The following is an 18,635-nucleotide window of genomic DNA, read 5'->3' on the forward strand; positions in this document are numbered from 1 at the left end:
AGCGATGAAGTGAGGGGGTGTTACGACACGCTGCGCAACGCGTCCGCCGGCCGCATCCGGGACGCCCGCCACCCGCCCATCGCACCGGCGATCAGCCCGCCGGTCACCGCGAGGCCCACCGCGAGCGCGATGGTGGTCATCGAGACCGGCGCGGACAGCGCGATCTCCATGGTGTTCTGGGTGGCCTGCCGGCCGGGACCGCCCCCGCCGGGGCCGCCCGCGCCGCCCCCGCCGGTGTTGCCGAGCTGCGCGGTCAGCTTGGGGCTGATCGCGGTCACCGTGTACGCGGCCGCGAGGCCCAGGCCGATGCCGAGGGCGCCGCCGAGCAGGCCGTTCACGATCGACTCGCCGACGACCTGCCGGGTGACCCGGCGGCTCGGCCAGCCGAGCGCCTTCAGGGTGCCGAACTCGCGCACCCGGCGGGAGACCGCCGAGGAGGTCAGCAGCGCGGCGACCAGGAAGGCGGCCACGAGCACGGCGACGGACAGCCACTTGCCCACGCTGGTCGCGAGGTTGGAGGCGGTGGACAGGGACCCGGAGACGGTCTCCGCGAGATCGGCGGAGGTCGTGACGGTCGTACCGGAGATGTTCTTCTGGATCGCCGCCTTGACGGAGTCGATCTGCTGCGAGTCGGTGGCCTTGACGTAGATCGTGGTGACCTGGTTCTTGGCGTCGGCCAGTGTCTGGGCCTGCTTCAGCGGCAGGTAGACGTCGGTGGTGGACTCGCTGCTGTCGGGCGTGGCGATACCGATGATCGTGTACTTGGTGCCGGAGATGGTCAGGGTCTTGCCGACCTTGAGGGAGTTCTCCTTGGCGTACGCCTTGCTGACGACCGCGACCTTCGCATTGGTCTGCGCGGCGGTGAAGGTCTTGCCGGTGGTGATCTTCGAGCCGGCCAGCGGGCCGAGCGTCTGGTCGGTGACGTCCACGCCGGCGACAGAGTAGGAGTTCACGTCGAAGTTGGCGCCGCCGCCCTGGACCTGGGGCGCGGCGGTGCTGCCACTGCTGCCGCCGCCCGGACCGCCCTGGCCGCCGTTCCCGGTGTTTCCGCCGGAACTCTGCGCCTTGCCCTGGGTGAAGGAGCCGTCGACCTTGGTGACGTTGAGCGTCAGCGCGCCGACCGCACTGGAGACGCCCTTCTGTGCGGCGACCTTGGTGACCACACTGGACGCCAGGGCCTGACCGCCCTGGGTCATCACGCGGTCCGAGCTCTGCGTGTCGTCGCTGTCGTTGGAGTTGGCGTCGAACTGGAAGTTCGGTCTGCCCGAACTCCCGGACGTGGGGGCCGACCTGGTCTTGGTGACGGTCATGTCGGTGCCGAGCCCGTACAGCGACTTCAGGACCTTGTCCTGAGCCTGAGTCATGCCGGCCGACACCGAGTTGACGGTGATGACCAGCGCGATACCGAGCGCCAGACCCAGAGCGATGACCAGGGCCGCCTTCTTGCGCCGACCCAGCTCGCGCTTGAGATAGATGCCAAACATCCCGTTCCTCGAAGGTTCTTGGCGCCCGCTGTGGGCGCGCCCTCAACGTAGGGACGCTGCATTGCGGGGCCGTGAGGAAGGGATATGCGCAGGCTGAGAAGGGATGTGCGTGAGCTGAGAATGTGCGCGGCGGCCGTCCAAGGACCGGTGCGTACCTCGCGGTCCCACGCGAGATCCACCCCCACCCGGTCCATGGATGGCCGCCGCGCTCCCCCCTCGGATGCGGTCGTCGGAACGCCACTCCTCAAGTGTGAAGCTCTTGTGGAGGACGCGTGATGAGCATAAGCCGCCAACCGGCCGCAGTGGGGTGGAATATCAGATTCCGTTTGTGGTAATCGGCTGCTCAGCCACGCCCCACATAGGGCATCGCCGTCGCCAGTACGGTCGCGAACTGCACGTTCGCCTCCAGCGGCAGCTCCGCCATGTGCCGCACCGTGCGCGCCACATCGGCCACATCCATCACAGGTTCCGGCACGACCTCCCCGTTGGCCTGCAGCGCCCCGGCCCCCATACCCGCCGTCATGTCGGTCGCCGCGTTCCCGATGTCGATCTGCCCGACCGCGATGCCGTAAGCCCGCCCGTCCAGCGACAGCGACTTGGTGAGGCCGGTGAGGGCGTGCTTGGTCGCGGTGTAGGCGACGGAGTGCGGCCGGGGCGTGTGCGCCGAGATCGAGCCGTTGTTGATGATCCGGCCGCCCCGCGGGTCCTGCTCCTTCATCTGGCGGTACGCGGCCTGCGCGCACAGGAACGCCCCGTTGAGGTTGGTGTCCACCACGTGCCGCCACGCGTCGTACGGCAGCTCCTCCACCGGCACCCCGCCGGGCCCGAAGGTCCCCGCGTTGTTGAACAGCAGATCCACCCGCCCGAACCGCTCCACCACGGCGGCGAACAGCGCGGCCACGTCGTCGGGTTGCGAGACGTCCGTCCGTACGGCGAGATGGGCGCCCTCGGGCACGAGGGCCGCCGTCTCCTCCAGGGTCTCGGTGCGCCGCCCGGCCAGCGCCACCGACCAGCCCGTCCGCAGCAGTTCCACGGCGACCGCGCGGCCGATCCCGGAGCCCGCGCCGGTCACCACGGCGGTCTTCACGTTCTTGGTGTCCATGAACTTCTTGGTGTCCATGAACCCGCAGCGTAGGTGAGGCAGGGTTCAGGCCGGCGTGACGATCCCGGCGGTCTCTCCCGGGTAGCGCACGCCGATCCGGTCCCGTACCGCGTCCAGCGTCCGCATCACCGCGAGGGTGCCCTCCAGCGGCACCAGCGGGGACTGGGTCTCCCCGGCCCGCAGCGCGCGCATCACCTCAAGGGCCTCGTGCTTGAGGCTGTTGCGGGGCCCGTCGGCCGGGTCGGCGACGAACTCCTCCGGGTCACGTCCGTCCCGGTGCAGCACGAAACGGTCCGGGTGGAAGAAGCCGTTGGGGATGTCGATGCGGCCCAGCGAGCCGGTGACCGACGCGATCGTGGCGGTGCCGCCGGTCAGGGAGCAGTGCAGGGAGGCGAGCGCCCCGCTGTCCCAGGACAGCAGCGCGCCCGTCTGCAGATCGACGCCCTCCTCGGAGAGCACCGCCTTCGCCGTGACGTCCGAGGGCTCCCCGAGCAGCAGCTGCGCGAACGACACCGGGTACACGCCGAGGTCGAGCAGTGCGCCCCCGCCCTGCGCCGGGTCCCGCAGCCGGTGCGCGGGCGGGAAGGGCCCGGCGAGCCCGAAGTCGGCCTGCACCGTGCGGACCTCGCCGATCGCGCCGTCGTCGACGAGGGCCTTGAGCCGCCGGACCAGCGGGTTGCAGTACATCCACATGGCCTCCATGAGGAAGCGGTCGTGCTCCTTCGCGAGCGCGACGAGCTCCTCGGCCTCCCGCGCGTTCAGCGTGAACGCCTTCTCGCACAGGACATTGCGCCCGGCGCTCAGACACAGCCCGGCGGCCGCGCGGTGCGCCGCGTGCGGGGTGGCGACGTACACGACATCGATGTCCGCGTCCTCGGCCAGGGCGCCCCACTCGCCGTACGCCCGCTCGATCCCGAACCGCTCCGCGAACGCCTTCGCCGAGGCCTCGGACCGGGAGGCCACCGCGACCACCTCCGCGTCCGGCAGATCCACCAGGTCCGCGGTGAACGCGGCCGCGATCCCGCCCGTCGCCAGAATCCCCCAGCGCACGCTCTGCTCCGTCATCCCGGCTCCACCCTCGCTCACATGACCCTCGCCACTCTGTACGAGCTGAGAGCATAGGTGTCGGATCACGTGGAGAGGGAGGGGCACATGCCCGAGCAGGGGCACCTTGAGCAGCGGGGGCACGTCGAGAGGGCGGACGTACCGAAGGCGGAACCACCGGCGGCCGCCGTACGGCGCACCGGTCTGCTCGTCACCCTCCTCCTCGGCGGCCTCACCGCCACGCCGCCGCTGGCGATGGACATGTACCTGCCGTCGCTGCCGCAGGTGACCGACTCCCTGCACGCGCCCGCCGCCACCGTCCAGCTCACCCTCACCGCCTGTCTGCTCGGCATGGCGCTCGGGCAGCTGGTGGTCGGCCCGATGAGCGACCGCTGGGGCCGCCGCCGTCCGCTGCTCGCCGGTCTCCTCGCGTACGTCGTCGCCACCGCGCTGTGCGCCCTCGCGCCGACCGTGGAGTTCCTGGTCGGCTTCCGGCTGGTGCAGGGGCTCGCGGGCGCCGCGGGCATAGTGATCGCCCGGGCCGTGGTCCGGGACCTGTACGACGGCGTGGCGATGGCCCGGTTCTTCTCCACCCTCATGCTGATCGGCGGGGTCGCGCCGATCGTGGCGCCGCTCATCGGCGGGCAGATCCTGCGGGTCACGGACTGGCGGGGCGTGTTCGTGGTCCTCACGGTCATCGGGGCGCTGCTCGCCGCGCTGGTGTGGGCGAGGCTGCCCGAGACCCTCCCGGCGGCCGAGCGGCACACCGGCGGTGTCGTCGAGGCCCTGCACTCCATGCGCCGACTCCTCGCCGACCTGCCGTTCACCGGCTACATGCTCACCGGCGGCTTCGCCTTCGCCGCGCTGTTCGCCTACATCTCGGCGTCCCCGTTCGTGATCCAGGAGATCTACGGCGCCTCCCCGCAGACGTTCAGCCTGCTGTTCGGCGTGAACTCGGTCGGCCTTGTCGTGGTCGGCCAGATCAACGGCAAGGTGCTGGTGGGCAGGGTCAGCCTGGAGCGGGTCCTGGGCGTGGGCCTGCTGACCGTGACTGCGGCGGCCACGGCCCTGCTGCTGATGACGACCGGGGTCTTCGGCGAGGTGGGCCTGTTCCCCGTCGCCGCCGGCCTCTTCGTCCTGATGTCCGCGATGGGTGTCGCCCTGCCCAACGCCCAGTCCCTCGCCCTCCTGCGCACCAAGCACTCCGCCGGTTCCGCGTCCGCCCTGCTCGGTACGTCCTCCTTCCTCATCGGCGCGATCGCCTCCCCGCTGGTAGGAATGGCCGGAGAAGGCACGGCGGTCCCGATGGCGGTCGTCCAGCTGGTGGCCGCACTGGTAGCGCTGCTGTGTTTCATGGCAATGTGCCGTCCTTGGAACAGGCGTGCGACTGTGGAGGGAGCAGAGAACTGAGCGCACCGAGACTGCGCACCGACACACCGGAGCGGGCCGGGCTCGACCCCGGGGAACTCCGGCATCTCGTCCGGGACTTCCGCGCCCTCACCACCGGCGAACGTCCCTGGGCTCCCGGCGCCGTCCTGGTCGCGGGGCGCGGCCCGGTGATCGCGGTGGAGGAGTCGTCGGGCTGGGCGGTCCGTTACGCGTCCTACGACCCCGCAGCCGACGCGGGGGTGGAACTGCCCCCCGGGGCGCGCGTCCCCGCCCGGGTGGACACCCCCTTCGACCTGGCGTCCCTCACCAAGCTGTTCACGGCCGTGGCGGCGGTGCAGCAGATCGAGCGGGGCACGCTGGGCATCGACGCCCGGGTGGGCGCCTACCTGCCCGACTTCACGGCGGCCGTGACCCACGGAATCACCGTCCGCGAACTGCTCACCCACACCTCGGGACTGCGCCCCGAACTCCCGCTCCACGACTGCGACGACGACGAGGACCGGCTGAACCTCCTGCGCGCCGAGCCGCCCGTCGGGGTCCCCGGCACCTACACCTACTCCGACCTCAACCCGCTCCTCCTCCAGCACGTCCTGGAACGCATCACCGGCCGCCCTCTCGACGTCCTTGTCCACGAAGGCATCACCCGCCCCCTCGGCATGATGTCCACCCGCTTCGGCCCCTGTCCCGAGGCGGCGGCCACGGAGGACCAGCGCCGGCCGTGGGCCAAGGCGGACCGGGGGATGCTGCGGGGCCAGGTCCACGACGAGAACGCGTGGGCACTGGGCGGGGTGGCAGGCCACGCGGGCCTCTTCTCGACCGCGCACGACCTCGCGATCTTCTGCCGGACCCTGCTGGCGGGCGGCGCGTACGGCCCCGCCCGCATCCTCGGCCCGGACTTCGTGGAGCTCCTGCTGACGCCACCCGGGCTGGGGTTCGCCATCGACCAGAAGTGGTTCATGGGGGAGCTGGCGGGCCGGGGAGCGGCGGGCCACACGGGCTTCACGGGCACGTCCCTGGTCCTCGACCCGGCGACCGACACCTTCGTGGTACTCCTGGCCAACACCGTCCACCCGAGAAGACGCCCACCGGACAACCGTCCGCGAGCGGAGGCGGCTACGAGGGTGGCGCGGGCGGTGCGGGGGGCGTGAGCGGCTTCGCTCTCACACCGGCCCGGGCGATCCCGGCCCGACCGGCGTTCGAGAACGTGGCCCTCGGGGCTGGTGGGGCTGACGTCTGGGGCCGCAGCCCACGGGCGGGCTCGTAGGGGCGGCAGCCCCTGAAGGACGGTACGGACAGGGACCGCGGGAGGGGGGAACCCGCGCGGCCCGCCGCCGCATGGCGAGGGCCACCGCCCCCGCACCACGAGGTCCGCCCTCGCCCCGGCCGCCCATAGAATCACCGGGTGACCGCCCCCGCACCCCCGGCCGAGACCCTCCGTAGCGCCCTCGGCGCCCTCCTCGACGGCCTTCCCCCGAAGCAGGCCGCCCAGGCGGTGGATCGTCTGATCGCCACCTACCGCGGAGCCACCCCGACCGACAGCCCCATCCTCCGGGACCGCGCGGACGTGGCCGCCTACGCCGCCTACCGCATGCCCGCCACCTTCGAGGCGGTCCACGCGGCCCTGGAGGCGCTCGCCGACGCCGTCCCCGACTGGAGTCCCGCCGGCCACACCGACGTCGGCGGCGGCACCGGTGCCGCGACCTGGGCCGTCGCCGCCACCTGGCCGGGCGACCGGGCGGTCACCGTCCTCGACTGGTCCGAGCCCGCGCTCGCCCTCGGCCGCGAGATCGCCGCCGCCAACCCGGCCCTGAAGGAGGCCCGCTGGCAGCGCGCCAGGATCGGCCAGGACCTCGCCCTGCCCGCGACGGACCTGCTCACCGTCTCGTACGTCCTCAACGAACTCGCCCCGGCCGACCGCACCGCCCTCGTGGACACCGCGGCGGCGTCGGCACAGACGGTCGTGATCGTCGAGGCCGGCACCCCCGCCGGGTACGCCCGCGTCATCGAGGCCCGCGACCGTCTCGTCGCCGCCGGTTTCCGCGTCGCCGCGCCCTGCCCCCACAGCGCCGCCTGCCCGATCACCCCCGGCGAGGACTGGTGCCACTTCTCGGCGAGGGTCAGCCGCTCCTCCCTCCACCGCCAGGTCAAGGGGGGCTCCCTGCCGTACGAGGACGAGAAGTTCAGCTACGTCGCCGCGACCCGGCTCCCCGCCACCCCGGCGCCGGCCCGGGTGATCCGGCGTCCCCAGATCCGCAAGGGCCAGGTCCTCCTCGACCTCTGCGAGCCGGACGAGCAACTGACCCGCCGCACGGTCACCAAGCGCCACGGCGACCTGTACAAGGCGGCGAGGGACACGGCGTGGGGCGACGCCTGGCCCCCGCCGCAGAGGCCGTAACCCCGAACTGCCGTAACCCCGATCCGCGGTAGCCCCCTCACACGGACGCTTCCCCCGCCGCGTCCGCGTCCCGCTTCTCCTGCAGTTTCCGCAACAGCTCACGCTTGTGCGCCTGCGGGTCCCGCGCGCCGCCGATCCGGCCGCCACGGCCGTCCCCGCGCAGGGCCTTGCGGCCGATGTTGCTGCGCGTACCGCCGACTCCGAGCATGCCGCCCGATCCACCTCGTGCCATGACCTGCTCCTTTCACGCCTCCCACTCCAAACGAGACGTCTCGTCTCGCTAACTGACTCCACTCTCCAGCGAGACGCAGCGTCTTGTCAACCTGGTAAGTTCGCTTCATGGCCACCCACAACCCCAAGCAGCCCGCCCCCGACACCACCCGCCGCAGCGAGCGCTCCCGCCGCGCCATCTACGACGCCGCCCTCGACCTCGTCGCCGAGGTCGGCTACCCCAAGACCACGATCGAGGGGATCGCCGCCCGCGCCGGTGTCGGCAAGCAGACGATCTACCGCTGGTGGTCGTCGAAGGCGGAGGTCCTGATGGAGGCGTTCCTCGACCTGGGCGAGCAGGCGGCCCGCGAGGCCGGCCCCGAGGCGGCGTACACCATCCCGGACACCGGTGACCTCGCCGCCGACCTCAAGGCCGTACTGCGGCTCACCGTGGACCAGCTCAAGGACCCCCGCTTCGAGGCCCCCTCCCGTGCCCTGGCCGCCGAGGGCGTCGTCAACGAGGAAGTGGGCCGGGCCTTCATGACCAAGCTCCTCGAACCGTCGCTCCAGCTGTACGTCGACCGGGTGCGCGCCGCCCAGGAGGCCGGCCAGGTGCGCCCCGAGATCGACCCCCGCATCGCCCTCGAACTCTGGGTCTCCCCCCTCGCCCAGCGCTGGCTCCAGCACACCGGCCCGATCAGCTACGACTACACCGACACCCTCGTCGACTACGCGCTCCACGGCATCGCACCCCGCTGAGTGCCCCACGTCGGTTCCGGACCCCCGAAGCCGTGGAAAGTGGGACCATGAGGCATGCTGTTCCGCACGACAGCGAGGCGAGGGTGGTAGATGAGCGCGGAGTCGGGGGGCCTGACCGGCCTGCAGGGCAAACTCTCCCAATGGCTGCGCGGACGCCGGTCGAAGGAGGCCGACGCCGGGGACGAAGGCGGTCGTGAGGCTCTGCTGCTGGCCGCCGCCTCAGCGGGGCTCCCGCTCGCGCCCGCAGCGCATCCCGCCCCCGGATACCGGTGTTCCTGCGACCGGGTCGGCTGTCCCACGCCCGCCCGTCACCCCGTGTCCTTCGCCTGGCAGACCCAGTCGACCACCGACCGCGCGCAGATCGAGCGCTGGGCCCGGAATCAGCCGCAGGCCAACTTCATCACCGCGACCGGCATGGTCCACGACGTCCTGGACGTCCCGCTGGAGGCCGGCCGGGAGGCCCTGGAGCGGCTGCTGGCCTCCGGCATCGAGGTCGGCCCGGTCGCCGAGAGCGACGACGGGCGGCTCCTCTTCTTCACCCTCACCCGCGGCACCCCCGAGGACGAGGACGAGTGGTGGCCGTGCGAACTGGACTGCCACCCCGAGACCGCGGACGAACACCCCGGCCTGCGCTGGCACTGCCGCGGCTCCTACGTCCTCGTACCGCCCGCCCGGCTGCCCGGCGACCAGACCGTGCACTGGGTCCGCGGCCTCGAACACCCGCTGCCCGACCCGCTGAGCCTCCTGGAAGTCCTCACCGACGTCTGCGCCCGCCACGTGGGCGAGGAGCCGGACCACACCAACACGGCCTGGCCCCTGCGCCGATAGCGTCCCGAGCGCTACGAGCCCTGCGCGGACGTCAGGCCCTGGATCCGGCCGATCACGTCGACCTGTTGGTCGTCCGCGCCCTTCGGCGGGTCGAGCGCCACCTCGTTGGAGACGAACTCCATCATCAGCGACTGCTTGATCTCACCGGTCGTCAGCGCGAGCACGGCCGCACCGGGACTGGGGACCGACGTACCGGAGTGTGCGGTCTCCTTCACGTAGTGGTGCGTGGCGAAGAACACCAGCGCCCCACCGTCCTTCGTGCGCAACGCCAGCGGCGCGTACGCGTCGTTCGCCAGCGGCGCGTCGATGTACTGCGTGGCAAGGCCCGGCCTGATGGCGTCCTTGGCCCGGTCCGCCCGCCACACGCTGGTGTGGGTGCCGTCCGCGAAGACGTCGTCCGCGCCGCTCTTCAGATAGCTCGCGTAGTCCTTGCTCAGGTCCCCGGGCTCGGCGGCCAGACCGGTCGAGTTCGCCGGAACCGCCTCGGCCCAGCCGTCCGCGTCCTTCTTGAACTCCGGCACCTTGCCCTCGGCCACCAGCGTCAGATACGCCACCTGGAACGGCTCGTTCAGACGGTCACGGGTGAACACCAGCAGCCAGCGCGCCGTACCGCCCTTGTTGCCGGCCGCGTCGGCGACGAACCAGCGCGGCCAGCCCGCCTTCTTGGGGATGGTGTACGTCACGTCCGACAGCTTCAGCGGAGTGTGCGAGGCGTTCCCGCTCGGGCTGTTGGCCTTGCCGGCCTTCAGCCGTGCCGCGTCGATGGCACCGAGCGCGCCGGTGACATGGGCGGCGTCCAGCGAGCTGTCGTACGCCTTGTCCGCCGCGTTGTACGCGTTCGTGAACTGCTGGAGCGCCTTGGCGGCCTCCGCCCTGGTGGTCGCGGGCAGCACCTCCCGCTCGCCGTGCACCACCACGCATCCGCTCGCCGTCATCGACAAAACGGTCACAGTGGCTGCTGTCAGTGCGCTCCGGTCAAGCCTGCGGAGCCTTCGAGGGCCGCGATCCCTGCTCATCAGGTGCCTTCACCTTCCCCTTCCCGGAGGCGAACCCTACCGGGGCGAGGAACAGCGCGAGCGTCGGGATCAAGTACAGCAGCCACACCGTGACCTGAAGGACGGTCGGGTCCGGCTGGAAGTTGAACACACCCTTGAGGAGCGTGCCGTACCAGCTGTCCGGCGGGATGGTGTCACTGATGTCGAAGGCCCTGTCGTTCAGGCCGGGCAGCCAGTCGGCCTCCTGGAGGTCGTGGAAGCCGTACGCCAGCACACCGGCGGCCACGACGACCAGCATCCCGCCGGTCCAGGTGAAGAACTTGGCGAGGTTGATGCGCAGGGCGCCCCGGTAGAACAGCCAGCCCAGGAAGACCGCCGTGGCGATACCGAGGGCCGCGCCGATCAGCGGGCGCGGGGTGCCGTCGCCGGCCGCGTGCACCGACGCCCACACGAACAGGGCGGTCTCCAGGCCCTCCCGGCCCACCGCGAGGAACGCGGTGGCGACCAGGGCGGCGGTGCCCATCTGCAGGGCGGCGTCCAGCTTGCCGTGCAGTTCGGACTTCAGGTGCCGGGCGGTGCGCCGCATCCAGAAGACCATCCACGTCACCAGGCCGACCGCGAGCACCGACAGGGAGCCGCCGAGCGCCTCCTGCGCCTCGAACGTCAGCTCCTGCGAGCCGAATTCGAGCGCGCACCCGAAGCCGAGGGCGAGCGCGACCGCGACGCCGATGCCGGTCCAGATGGGCCGCAGGGCGTCCCGGCGGCCCGTCTTGACCAGGTAGGCGATGAGGATGCAGACGACGAGAGACGCCTCCAGGCCCTCGCGCAGACCGATCAGGTAGTTGGAGAACACGGGTCAGGCCTCCTCGGGGAACAGCGTGCTGCCCCACCAGTCGTCCTTGTCACGGACGCCGGGCGGGACGGCGAAGACCGCCGAACCCACGTGCTGGATGTACTCGTTGAGCGCGTCGGTGGCCAGATGACGCTGGATACGGATGAAGCCCTCCCGGACGTCCTTCATGTACGCCAGGAAGAACAGCCCCGCATCCAGCCGGCCGAGGCCGTCCGTGCCGTCGGTGAAGGAGTAGCCGCGCCGCAGGATCGTCGCCCCGCCGTTGGAGTCGGGGTGCGCGAGCCGTACGTGCGCGTCGGGCTTCATCGCCGGCAGGAACGGCTTGTCGCGCTCCTTGGCCTTGCCGACCGGGGCGCCTTCGCCCTTGTCGCGGCCGAAGATGTCCTCCTGCTCCTGGAGGGAGGTGCGGTCCCAGGTCTCGATGTGCATGCGGATGCGGCGGGCCACGAGGTAGGAGCCGCCGTTCATCCACGGGGCGTCCTTGGTGTCCTTGGAGTCCACCCACACGAACTTCTTCAGACGGTCCGTCTCCGTGCCCGCGATGTTGCGGGTACCGTCCTTGAAGCCCATCAGATTGCGCGGGGTCTGGGCGTCGGGCGTGGTGGACGAGGTCTTGCCGAAGCCGAGCTGCGACCAGCGGATGACGACCTTGCCGAAGCCGATCCGGGCGAGGTTGCGGATCGCGTGCACGGCGACCTGCGGGTCGTCCGCGCAGGCCTGGACGCACAGGTCGCCGCCGCTGCGGTTCTTGTCGAGGTTGTCCCCGGCGAACTGGGGGAGGTCGACGAGCGCCTCGGGGCGCTGGTCGGCGAGGTCGAACTTCCCGAACAGGGACGGCCCGAAGCCGATCGTCAGGGTCAGCCGCGACGGCTTGAGCCCCAGCGCCTCGCCGGTGTCGTCCGGCGGCGCCTCGGCGAGACCGCCGTACGCCCCTTCCCCGACCGCCTTCCCCTCGGCCATCCGCCGGGCCGCGGCCGTCCAGTCCTTGAGCATCTGCACGAACTCGGCGCGGTCGTCGGTCGTCACGTCGAACGCGGCGAAGTGCAGCCGGTCCTGCACCGGCGTGGCGATGCCCGCCTGGTGGGTGCCGTGGAACTCCACGGCGGCACCGGCCTCGGCGGCGGTCGGGGTGATGTCGTCCCCGGTGCGGGTCATCGCGACCGCGCCACCGGCCGCGGCGGCACCGAGCGCGAGCCCGGCCCCGCCCCAGCCGATGAGCGCGCGGCGCGAGGGAGCCGTGGTGTTCTCTGCGTCCGTCATGGCCCCTGCCTCAGGAGGACTTGGTGACGACGGCGGCGGCGAGCTTGGACAGCGGCTCCGCGAGCGCGTTGACCCCGTCCGACAGCTGCTTGCGATCGCCGTCGCCGACCTTGTCGTACGAGGTGAAGTCGTACGACGTCTTGTCGGCGCGGTACTTGTCAAGGAGCGTGTTCAGCGCCGCGAACTGCTTGTCGAGCTCGGTGACCAGGGCCGCGTCGTTCTCCTTGGCGACGGGCTTGAGCAGCGCGTACGACTTCTCGGCGCCCTCGACGTTGGCCTTGAAGTCGACGAGGTCGGTGTGCGAGTAGCGCTCCTCCTCGCCGGTGACCTTGCCGGTGGCGACCTCGTCGAGGAGCTCCTTGGCGCCGTTGGCCATGGAGGTCGGGGTGATGTCCGCCTTGCCGACCCGGTTCTGCCAGTCGGTGAGGTCGGTGATCAGCTGGTCGGCGAGCGTCTTGTCCTCGGCGGTGATCTTCTTGTCCTGCCAGAGGGACTTCTCCAGCCGGTGCCAGCCGGTCCACTTCTGCCCGTCCTCAAGGCCGTCGGCCCGCACGTCGACCTTCGGGTCGATGTCCCCGAAGGACTCGGCGACCGGCTCGGTGCGCTCCCAGCCGATGCGGGAGGGGGCGTACGCCTTCTTGGCGGCCTCCAGGTCGCCCGCCTTGACCGCGGCGGCGAAGGTCTTCGCGAGCGGCAGGGTGGCGTCGGCCTGCTCCTGCGCGTACTTGCGGTACGCGGCGACGGCCGCGTCCAGCCGCGGGTCGCGCTTGGCCGCGGTGCCGCCGGTGGCCTTGACCTGCTGGCGGATGCCGTCGCCCTTCATGCCGGGCTTGCAGGCGATCGTGTAGTCGCCGGCCTTCACCTCGGCGGTGACCTTCTGCTTGGTGCCCGGGCCGATGTTCTCGCGCTCGGTGACGATCCGGTCGTCCGGGAACAGGACGTAGACCTCGGTGACCTTGGAGCCCTTGTTCTCGATCGCGAGCTCCACGTGGCCGGCCGGGAACTCCTTCTTGGAGATCTCGCACTTGCTGTCCGTGGCGGTCACATTGATCACGCGGTCGCTGTCGCCGGAGCCGGAGCTCGCTTTCTCCGTGCATCCCGTGACGGCGGTCAGGGCCGCCACGGCGGTGACGGTGACGACGGACAGTCTGGCGGCGCGCATACGAGCTCCTGAGGGTTGGATAGGCTCGCCTAACTTATCTGAGGCTTATCTATGTATGGCCCAAAGCAATTGCCAAGTAAGGGTCAAGTCGGAGTCAAAGACTCAGCTCCGGAGGCACGTGGAGGTACGGGACCTGCGCGGATGCTTCAATTCCCCCGTGACTGACTACGACGTGCTGCGCGTCTTCTGCGCGCCGAACGGCGGCTACGGCAATGAGCTGGGGGTCGTCCGCGAGGGGTCCGCGATCCCGGACCCGGACGAGCGACAGGCGTTCGCCGCGAAGCTCGGGTTCAGCGAGACCGTGTTCGTCGACGACCCCGAGCGGGGCGTCATCGACATCTACACGCCCTCCGTACGGCTGGCCTTCGCCGGATATCCGTGCGTCGGGGCCGCCTGGTTGCTCGACGTGCCCGAACTCGTCACACCCGCAGGCGTCGTCGGTACCCGGCTCGACGGGGAGTTCAGCTGGATCGAGGCGCGGGCCGAATGGGCCGCGCCTCGGACGTTCCGGCAGTACGCCACCGCCGCCGAGGTGGACGATCTGGCCGTCCCTTCGACGGGGGACTGGATCTACGCCTGGGCCTGGGAGGACGAGGCCGCCGGGCGGATCAGGGCCCGCGGCTTCCCCGGCCGGGGTGACGGTGTCGAGGAGGACGAGGCCACCGGTGCCGCCGCTCTCCAGCTCACCGCCGAACTGGGGCGCGCCCTGAACATCGTCCAGGGCGCCGGCTCCCAGATCCTCACGGCTCCGCAGCCGGGGGACTGGGTCGAGGTGGGAGGCCGCGTCCTCCTGGAACGCTGAGGCTCACGCGTCTCACGCGGCTCACGCGGACAGCGGGAACGTCTCGGCCGAGTGCCCGGAACATCCCGCTGTCCAGCGCGAGGGCCCTCTTGGACTCGCCACGATGCGGACAGGTTCGACCGCCGCTGCGGTCCCCGCAGATACGCCAGGTCCCGCTCCAGCGCGCGCCACCGGGCCGACGCCGCGTACCCGAAGCGCCGTCACTCGGTCGGCCACCCGGGAACAGGACTACGGCAGCGTCAGGATCTCCGCGCCCGTCTCCGTCACCACCAGCGTGTGCTCGAACTGGGCCGTCCGCTTGCGGTCCTTCGTGACGACCGTCCAGCCGTCGTCCCACATCTCGTACTCGTGCGTCCCGAGCGTCAGCATCGGCTCGATCGTGAACGTCATGCCGGGCTGGATGACCGTCGTCGCGTGCGGGCTGTCGTAGTGCGGGATGATCAGGCCGCTGTGGAAGGAGGAGTTGATGCCGTGGCCCGTGAAGTCGCGGACGACTCCGTAGCCGAAGCGCTTGGCGTACGACTCGATCACGCGGCCGATGATGTTGATCTGGCGGCCCGGCCTGACCGCCTTGATCGCGCGGGCCAGCGACTCCCGGGTCCGCTCGACCAGCAGCCGGCTCTCCTCGTCGACGTCACCCACCAGATACGTCGCGTTGTTGTCGCCGTGCACCCCGCCGATGTACGCCGTCACGTCGAGGTTGATGATGTCGCCGTCCCGGAGCACGGTGGAGTCCGGAATGCCGTGGCAGATCACCTCGTTGAGGCTGGTGCACAGGGACTTCGGGAAACCCCGGTAGCCGAGCGTCGACGGGTAGGCGCCGTGGTCGCACATGTACTCGTGCGCCACCTTGTCCAGTTCGTCGGTCGTCACCCCGGGAGCGATCAGCTTCGCGGCCTCCGCCATCGCCCGCGCCGCGATACGGCCGGCGATCCGCATCGCCTCGACGGTCTCCGGGGTCTGCACCTCCGGCCCTGTGTACGGCGTCGGCGCGGGCTTGCCGACGTACTCGGGGCGACGGATGTTTCCGGGCACGGAACGGATGGGGGACAGGTCCCCGGGCACGAGCAGCGACTGGCCAGACATGGCGACGAGTCTATCCAGCGGCGATGGGGGAACATGTCGGAGGCGAGAGGAGCAGGTCATGTCCTTGTTCAAGAAGCGCACGGTCGGCAAGCCGGGCGAGTGGTACTACTGCCTGGAGCACAAGAAGGTCGAGGAAGGGCCCGAGTGTCCGGCCAAGGACCGGTTCGGGCCGTACGCGAGCCGCAAGGAGGCCGAGCAGGCCATGGAGACGGCCCGCGAGCGCAACCTCGAGTGGGAGAACGACCCCAAGTGGCACGACACCCCGGCGGCGGGCCGGGAGGACGACTGATCACACCTGGGCCGCGGTCCTCTGGTCCCGCACCCGGGCCGCGTGCTCGTCGGTCCGGGCGTCGTACGTCATCAGCTTCGGCAGGCACAGGGCCAGGAGGCCCACCGCCCCGGCGCACAGCACCCCGCCCGACCAGACGGACGTCCGTACGCCCCACCACGCGGCGAAACCACCGCTGCGGACCTGGCCGACGGTCGGGCCCACGGAGTACGACAGCAGTTCGATCCCGGCGAGCCGCCCGCGCAGCTCGTCCGGGATCGTCTGGTTCCACATGATCCCCCGGAAGATCCCGCTGACCATGTCGCAGCCTCCGGCCACGGTCAGGAACAGCAGCACCAGCCAGACGTTGCTCATGGTCCCAGCCGCCGCGATCGCCAGGCCCCACAGAGCCGCCGCGAGGACCACCATCCGCCCGTGCCGGTGGATCCGCGCGGTCCAGCCGCTGACCAGGCTCACCAGCAGCGCGCCGAGCGGGACGCTCGCGTACATCAGGCCCAGCGACCACTCGGCGTCCAGCTCGTCCGCGAGGAACGGCAGCACGGCCAGCGGCATCGCCAGGAACATCGCGGCGAGGTCGACGGCGTAGGTGCCGAGGAGTTCCTTGCGGCTCCAGGCATAGCGCGCGCCCTCCGCGATGGCCCTCAGCGACGGCCTGGCCGCCTCGTGGGAGGCGGGGGACGCCGCGATCCGTACGACGAGGACGACGGACACGGCGAAGGTCAGCAGGTCCGCGCCGAACGCCCAGCCGAGGCCCGCGTAGGCCACCACCACGCCTGCCAGCGCCGGGCCCGCGACCCCGCCGACCGTCCAGCGGAAGGAGTTCAGCGAGGCCGCCGCCGGCAGGTGCTCGTGGGCCACGATCCGGGGCCAGAGGGAGTCGAGCGCGGGACGCTGCACCGAGACCAGGGCGGAGGACAGGGCGGCGACGACGTACAGCGGCCAGACGGCGGGGTGCGGGAGCAGCGCGTTGAGCAGCAGGGCCGCGCTCAGCAGGCCCTGCCCCGCCTCGGTCCACACGATCAGCTTCCGCTTGTCCCACGCGTCCGCGAGCGCGCCGCCGTACAGCCCGAAGACGAGGAGGGGGAGCAGTTCCACGGCCCCGATCGCGCCCACCGCCGCCGCCGAGTCCGTCAGGTCCTTCAGCTGCACCGGCAGTGCCACGAAGGTCAGGAAGCTGCCGAAGTTAGAGATCAGCCCCGAGTACCACAGCCGCCGGAAGTCTTGGGAGGCCCGCCAGGGGGCGAGGTCCGGGAGCATCGCGCGAAGGCCGGAAGGGGGTGCGGGGGCGTCGTCGGTCACGACTCGCCATGGTCCGGGGAGGCCTCCCGGTGCGGCAACTGCTTTTCGCGGCTACCAGCGGGCCGGAGGCGGCGCCGTCAGCTGGTCGGCCAGTCTCGACAGCCGGTCCCGGAACCGCCGCCGGCCCCTGGGCGTGGGCACGGCGTTCTCGCCGGCCGCCGCGCTCACCAGGTGCTGCACGGTGTCCAGATCGAGGTCCGTGCCCTCCGGCACGGCCAGCGACTCGTGGGCCATCGCGGCGAGTTCGCCCTCACCTGGGCCGAGGGAGAGGACCGTCGCGCCGGCCCGCCGGGCGTCATGGACCTGCTCCAGAAGCGGGGCGCCCGGCCGGTCCGGGGACACCACCAGCAGGGTCTCGCCGCGCCGGGCCGCCGTGAGCCGGCCAGGACCGACCGACAGATGCGCGGGGTCGGAGGGGCGCGCGTCGTGGCGTACGAGGGTGGGGGCCAGCTCCGGTGTGCCCGACCAGGCGGCCTCGTCCACCAGATGGGCCGCCAGGTGCCACGGCTCGTATTCCGGCGTGCCTACCAGGAGCAGTCCGCCGCCGTGCGAGACCACCGACCCGCGCAGCACGCCCGCGAACCGCCGCGTGGCTCCCAACCACTCGGTCCCGGCGAGCACTTCGCGCAGCAGCGCGACCCGTACGGCGTCCATGGGGTCGCATCCTGCCGCAAGCGGACGTGCGCGGCCGGTGGTTCGGCCCGGATTCGCCCGAACCGGGCAGAGCGGCACCGAGGACGACGGCCCCCCGAGGCCCGGCGCGCATCGCCGAAGGCCCGTCCGCCGCCTGCTGCGAGCTCCGGCCCGGATCGGGCGCTCTGACCTGTCCCGGGTCGACGCCCGCCCGTCGGGCTCCGCGACGAGGCCGGGGATCTCGGCGCCCGTGAGCGGATCCCCCCTCGGGCGGGTGCCCGTGACGCCGCTCACCCGACCGGCCGGGGCTGCCGGGGCGGACGTAAAGTCGGGCCCATGACCTCTACCGACAGTGCTGCACAGAAGGCTCCCGCCAAGGACCCCTGGGACCTTCCCGACGTCTCCGGGCTCGTCGTCGGCGTGCTCGGCGGGACCGGGCCGCAGGGCAAGGGCCTCGCCTACCGGCTCGCCCGCGCCGGGCAGAAGGTGATCATCGGCTCCCGCGCCGCCGACCGCGCCCAGGCCGCCGCCGACGAACTCGGGCACGGGGTCGAGGGCGCCGACAACGCCGAGACCGCGCGCCGCAGCGACATCGTGATCGTCGCCGTGCCGTGGGACGGCCACGGCAAGACGCTGGAGTCGCTGCGCGAGGAACTCGTCGGCAAGCTCGTTGTCGACTGCGTCAACCCGCTCGGCTTCGACAAGAAGGGCGCCTACGCGCTGAAGCCGGAGGAGGGTAGCGCGGCGGAACAGGCGGCGGCCCTGCTCCCGGACTCCCGGGTCACCGCCGCCTTCCACCATCTCTCTGCCGTGCTGCTCCAGGACCCGGAGGTCGAGGAGATCGACACCGACGTCATGGTGCTCGGCGAGGAGCGGGCCGACGTGGAGATCGTGCAGGCGCTGGCCGGCCGTATCCCCGGTATGCGCGGCATCTTCGCGGGCCGGCTGCGCAACGCCCACCAGGTGGAGTCGCTGGTCGCCAACCTGATCTCGGTCAACCGGCGGTACAAGGCGCACGCGGGGCTGCGGGTCACGGACGTGTGAG

General features: G+C 71.5%; 19 protein-coding genes. 8 read left to right on the forward strand and 11 right to left on the reverse strand.

Translation table 11 applies throughout. The features are described from left to right. Positions 1 to 20 precede the first annotated feature (20 nt). From ACZ39I_RS03620 to ACZ39I_RS03630, 3 genes are all read right to left on the reverse strand, one after another. The gene (locus tag ACZ39I_RS03620; RefSeq protein ID WP_467242512.1) at positions 21 to 1,484 is read right to left on the reverse strand and encodes an ABC transporter permease; all 1,464 of its coding nucleotides are present in this window, start codon (positions 1,482 to 1,484) and stop codon (positions 21 to 23) included. Between the two features lie 343 nt (positions 1,485 to 1,827). Then, positions 1,828 to 2,586, reverse strand: a complete 759-nt coding sequence (locus tag ACZ39I_RS03625; RefSeq protein WP_467243312.1) for an SDR family oxidoreductase — start codon at positions 2,584 to 2,586, stop codon at positions 1,828 to 1,830. Between the two features lie 45 nt (positions 2,587 to 2,631). Continuing rightward, a complete protein-coding gene (locus ACZ39I_RS03630) occupies positions 2,632 to 3,651 on the reverse strand; it encodes a Gfo/Idh/MocA family protein (protein ID WP_467242515.1) in 1,020 nt (339 codons plus the stop codon). An 87-nt stretch (positions 3,652 to 3,738) separates the two neighbouring features. Here ACZ39I_RS03630 and ACZ39I_RS03635 point away from each other — a divergent pair, with 87 nt between their 5' ends. From ACZ39I_RS03635 to ACZ39I_RS03645, 3 genes are all read left to right on the forward strand, one after another. Continuing rightward, positions 3,739 to 5,040 (forward strand): multidrug effflux MFS transporter, encoded by a 1,302-nt coding sequence (locus tag ACZ39I_RS03635; protein WP_467242519.1) that lies wholly within the window; start codon positions 3,739 to 3,741, stop codon positions 5,038 to 5,040. Beyond that, positions 4,992 to 6,167 (forward strand): serine hydrolase domain-containing protein, encoded by a 1,176-nt coding sequence (locus ACZ39I_RS03640; RefSeq protein WP_467242522.1) that lies wholly within the window; start codon positions 4,992 to 4,994, stop codon positions 6,165 to 6,167. The genes ACZ39I_RS03635 and ACZ39I_RS03640 overlap by 49 nt, the downstream gene beginning before the upstream one ends. A 254-nt stretch (positions 6,168 to 6,421) precedes the next feature. Then, entirely contained in the window at positions 6,422 to 7,414 is a 993-nt protein-coding gene (locus ACZ39I_RS03645; RefSeq protein ID WP_467242524.1) for a small ribosomal subunit Rsm22 family protein, read from the forward strand. Positions 7,415 to 7,451: 37 nt separating this feature from the next. Here ACZ39I_RS03645 and ACZ39I_RS03650 read toward each other — a convergent pair whose 3' ends face one another. Further along, the gene (locus tag ACZ39I_RS03650) at positions 7,452 to 7,646 is read right to left on the reverse strand and encodes a DUF6243 family protein (RefSeq protein WP_467242526.1); all 195 of its coding nucleotides are present in this window, start codon (positions 7,644 to 7,646) and stop codon (positions 7,452 to 7,454) included. A gap of 107 nt (positions 7,647 to 7,753) precedes the next feature. Between ACZ39I_RS03650 and ACZ39I_RS03655 the strand changes: the two genes are divergently transcribed. Both ACZ39I_RS03655 and ACZ39I_RS03660 read left to right on the forward strand, forming a co-directional pair. Next, positions 7,754 to 8,383 (forward strand): TetR/AcrR family transcriptional regulator, encoded by a 630-nt coding sequence (locus ACZ39I_RS03655; RefSeq protein WP_467242530.1) that lies wholly within the window; start codon positions 7,754 to 7,756, stop codon positions 8,381 to 8,383. Positions 8,384 to 8,473: 90 nt separating this feature from the next. Further along, positions 8,474 to 9,211 carry a bifunctional DNA primase/polymerase gene (locus ACZ39I_RS03660; RefSeq protein WP_467242533.1) on the forward strand — a complete coding sequence of 246 codons (738 nt, stop codon included), beginning with the start codon at positions 8,474 to 8,476 and terminating at the stop codon, positions 9,209 to 9,211. A gap of 11 nt (positions 9,212 to 9,222) precedes the next feature. Here ACZ39I_RS03660 and ACZ39I_RS03665 read toward each other — a convergent pair whose 3' ends face one another. The 4 genes from ACZ39I_RS03665 to efeO are packed head-to-tail and all read right to left on the reverse strand — an operon-like array spanning position 9,223 to position 13,481. Continuing rightward, a complete protein-coding gene (locus tag ACZ39I_RS03665) occupies positions 9,223 to 10,227 on the reverse strand; it encodes an SCO2278 family lipoprotein (RefSeq protein ID WP_467242536.1) in 1,005 nt (334 codons plus the stop codon). Continuing rightward, positions 10,187 to 11,059: an iron uptake transporter permease EfeU gene (gene efeU, locus ACZ39I_RS03670; RefSeq protein ID WP_352383194.1), complete on the reverse strand. Its 873-nt coding sequence runs from the start codon at positions 11,057 to 11,059 to the stop codon at positions 10,187 to 10,189. The genes ACZ39I_RS03665 and efeU overlap by 41 nt, the downstream gene beginning before the upstream one ends. Positions 11,060 to 11,062: 3 nt before the next feature. Then, the gene (efeB, locus tag ACZ39I_RS03675) at positions 11,063 to 12,319 is read right to left on the reverse strand and encodes an iron uptake transporter deferrochelatase/peroxidase subunit (RefSeq protein WP_467242540.1); all 1,257 of its coding nucleotides are present in this window, start codon (positions 12,317 to 12,319) and stop codon (positions 11,063 to 11,065) included. A 10-nt stretch (positions 12,320 to 12,329) separates the two neighbouring features. After that, complete coding sequence (efeO, locus tag ACZ39I_RS03680) at positions 12,330 to 13,481, reverse strand: iron uptake system protein EfeO (RefSeq protein WP_467242543.1); 1,152 nt, start codon at positions 13,479 to 13,481, stop codon at positions 12,330 to 12,332. Positions 13,482 to 13,638: 157 nt separating this feature from the next. Between efeO and ACZ39I_RS03685 the strand changes: the two genes are divergently transcribed. Beyond that, positions 13,639 to 14,283, forward strand: a complete 645-nt coding sequence (locus tag ACZ39I_RS03685; protein ID WP_467242546.1) for a PhzF family phenazine biosynthesis protein — start codon at positions 13,639 to 13,641, stop codon at positions 14,281 to 14,283. Positions 14,284 to 14,511: 228 nt separating this feature from the next. Here the strand turns inward: ACZ39I_RS03685 and map are convergent, their stop codons facing one another. Further along, entirely contained in the window at positions 14,512 to 15,369 is an 858-nt protein-coding gene (gene map, locus ACZ39I_RS03690; RefSeq protein ID WP_467242549.1) for a type I methionyl aminopeptidase, read from the reverse strand. A 58-nt stretch (positions 15,370 to 15,427) separates the two neighbouring features. Between map and ACZ39I_RS03695 the strand changes: the two genes are divergently transcribed. Continuing rightward, a complete protein-coding gene (locus ACZ39I_RS03695) occupies positions 15,428 to 15,658 on the forward strand; it encodes a hypothetical protein (RefSeq protein ID WP_467242553.1) in 231 nt (76 codons plus the stop codon). Here ACZ39I_RS03695 and ACZ39I_RS03700 read toward each other — a convergent pair whose 3' ends face one another. Next, entirely contained in the window at positions 15,659 to 16,957 is a 1,299-nt protein-coding gene (locus ACZ39I_RS03700) for an MFS transporter (protein WP_467242556.1), read from the reverse strand. Between the two features lie 51 nt (positions 16,958 to 17,008). Then, entirely contained in the window at positions 17,009 to 17,611 is a 603-nt protein-coding gene (locus ACZ39I_RS03705) for a hypothetical protein (protein WP_467242559.1), read from the reverse strand. Positions 17,612 to 17,926: 315 nt separating this feature from the next. Here ACZ39I_RS03705 and npdG point away from each other — a divergent pair, with 315 nt between their 5' ends. Then, complete coding sequence (gene npdG, locus ACZ39I_RS03710) at positions 17,927 to 18,634, forward strand: NADPH-dependent F420 reductase (protein WP_059205912.1); 708 nt, start codon at positions 17,927 to 17,929, stop codon at positions 18,632 to 18,634. Position 18,635 lies beyond the last annotated feature (1 nt).

Source organism: Streptomyces sp. NPDC024687 (assembly GCF_055559055.1).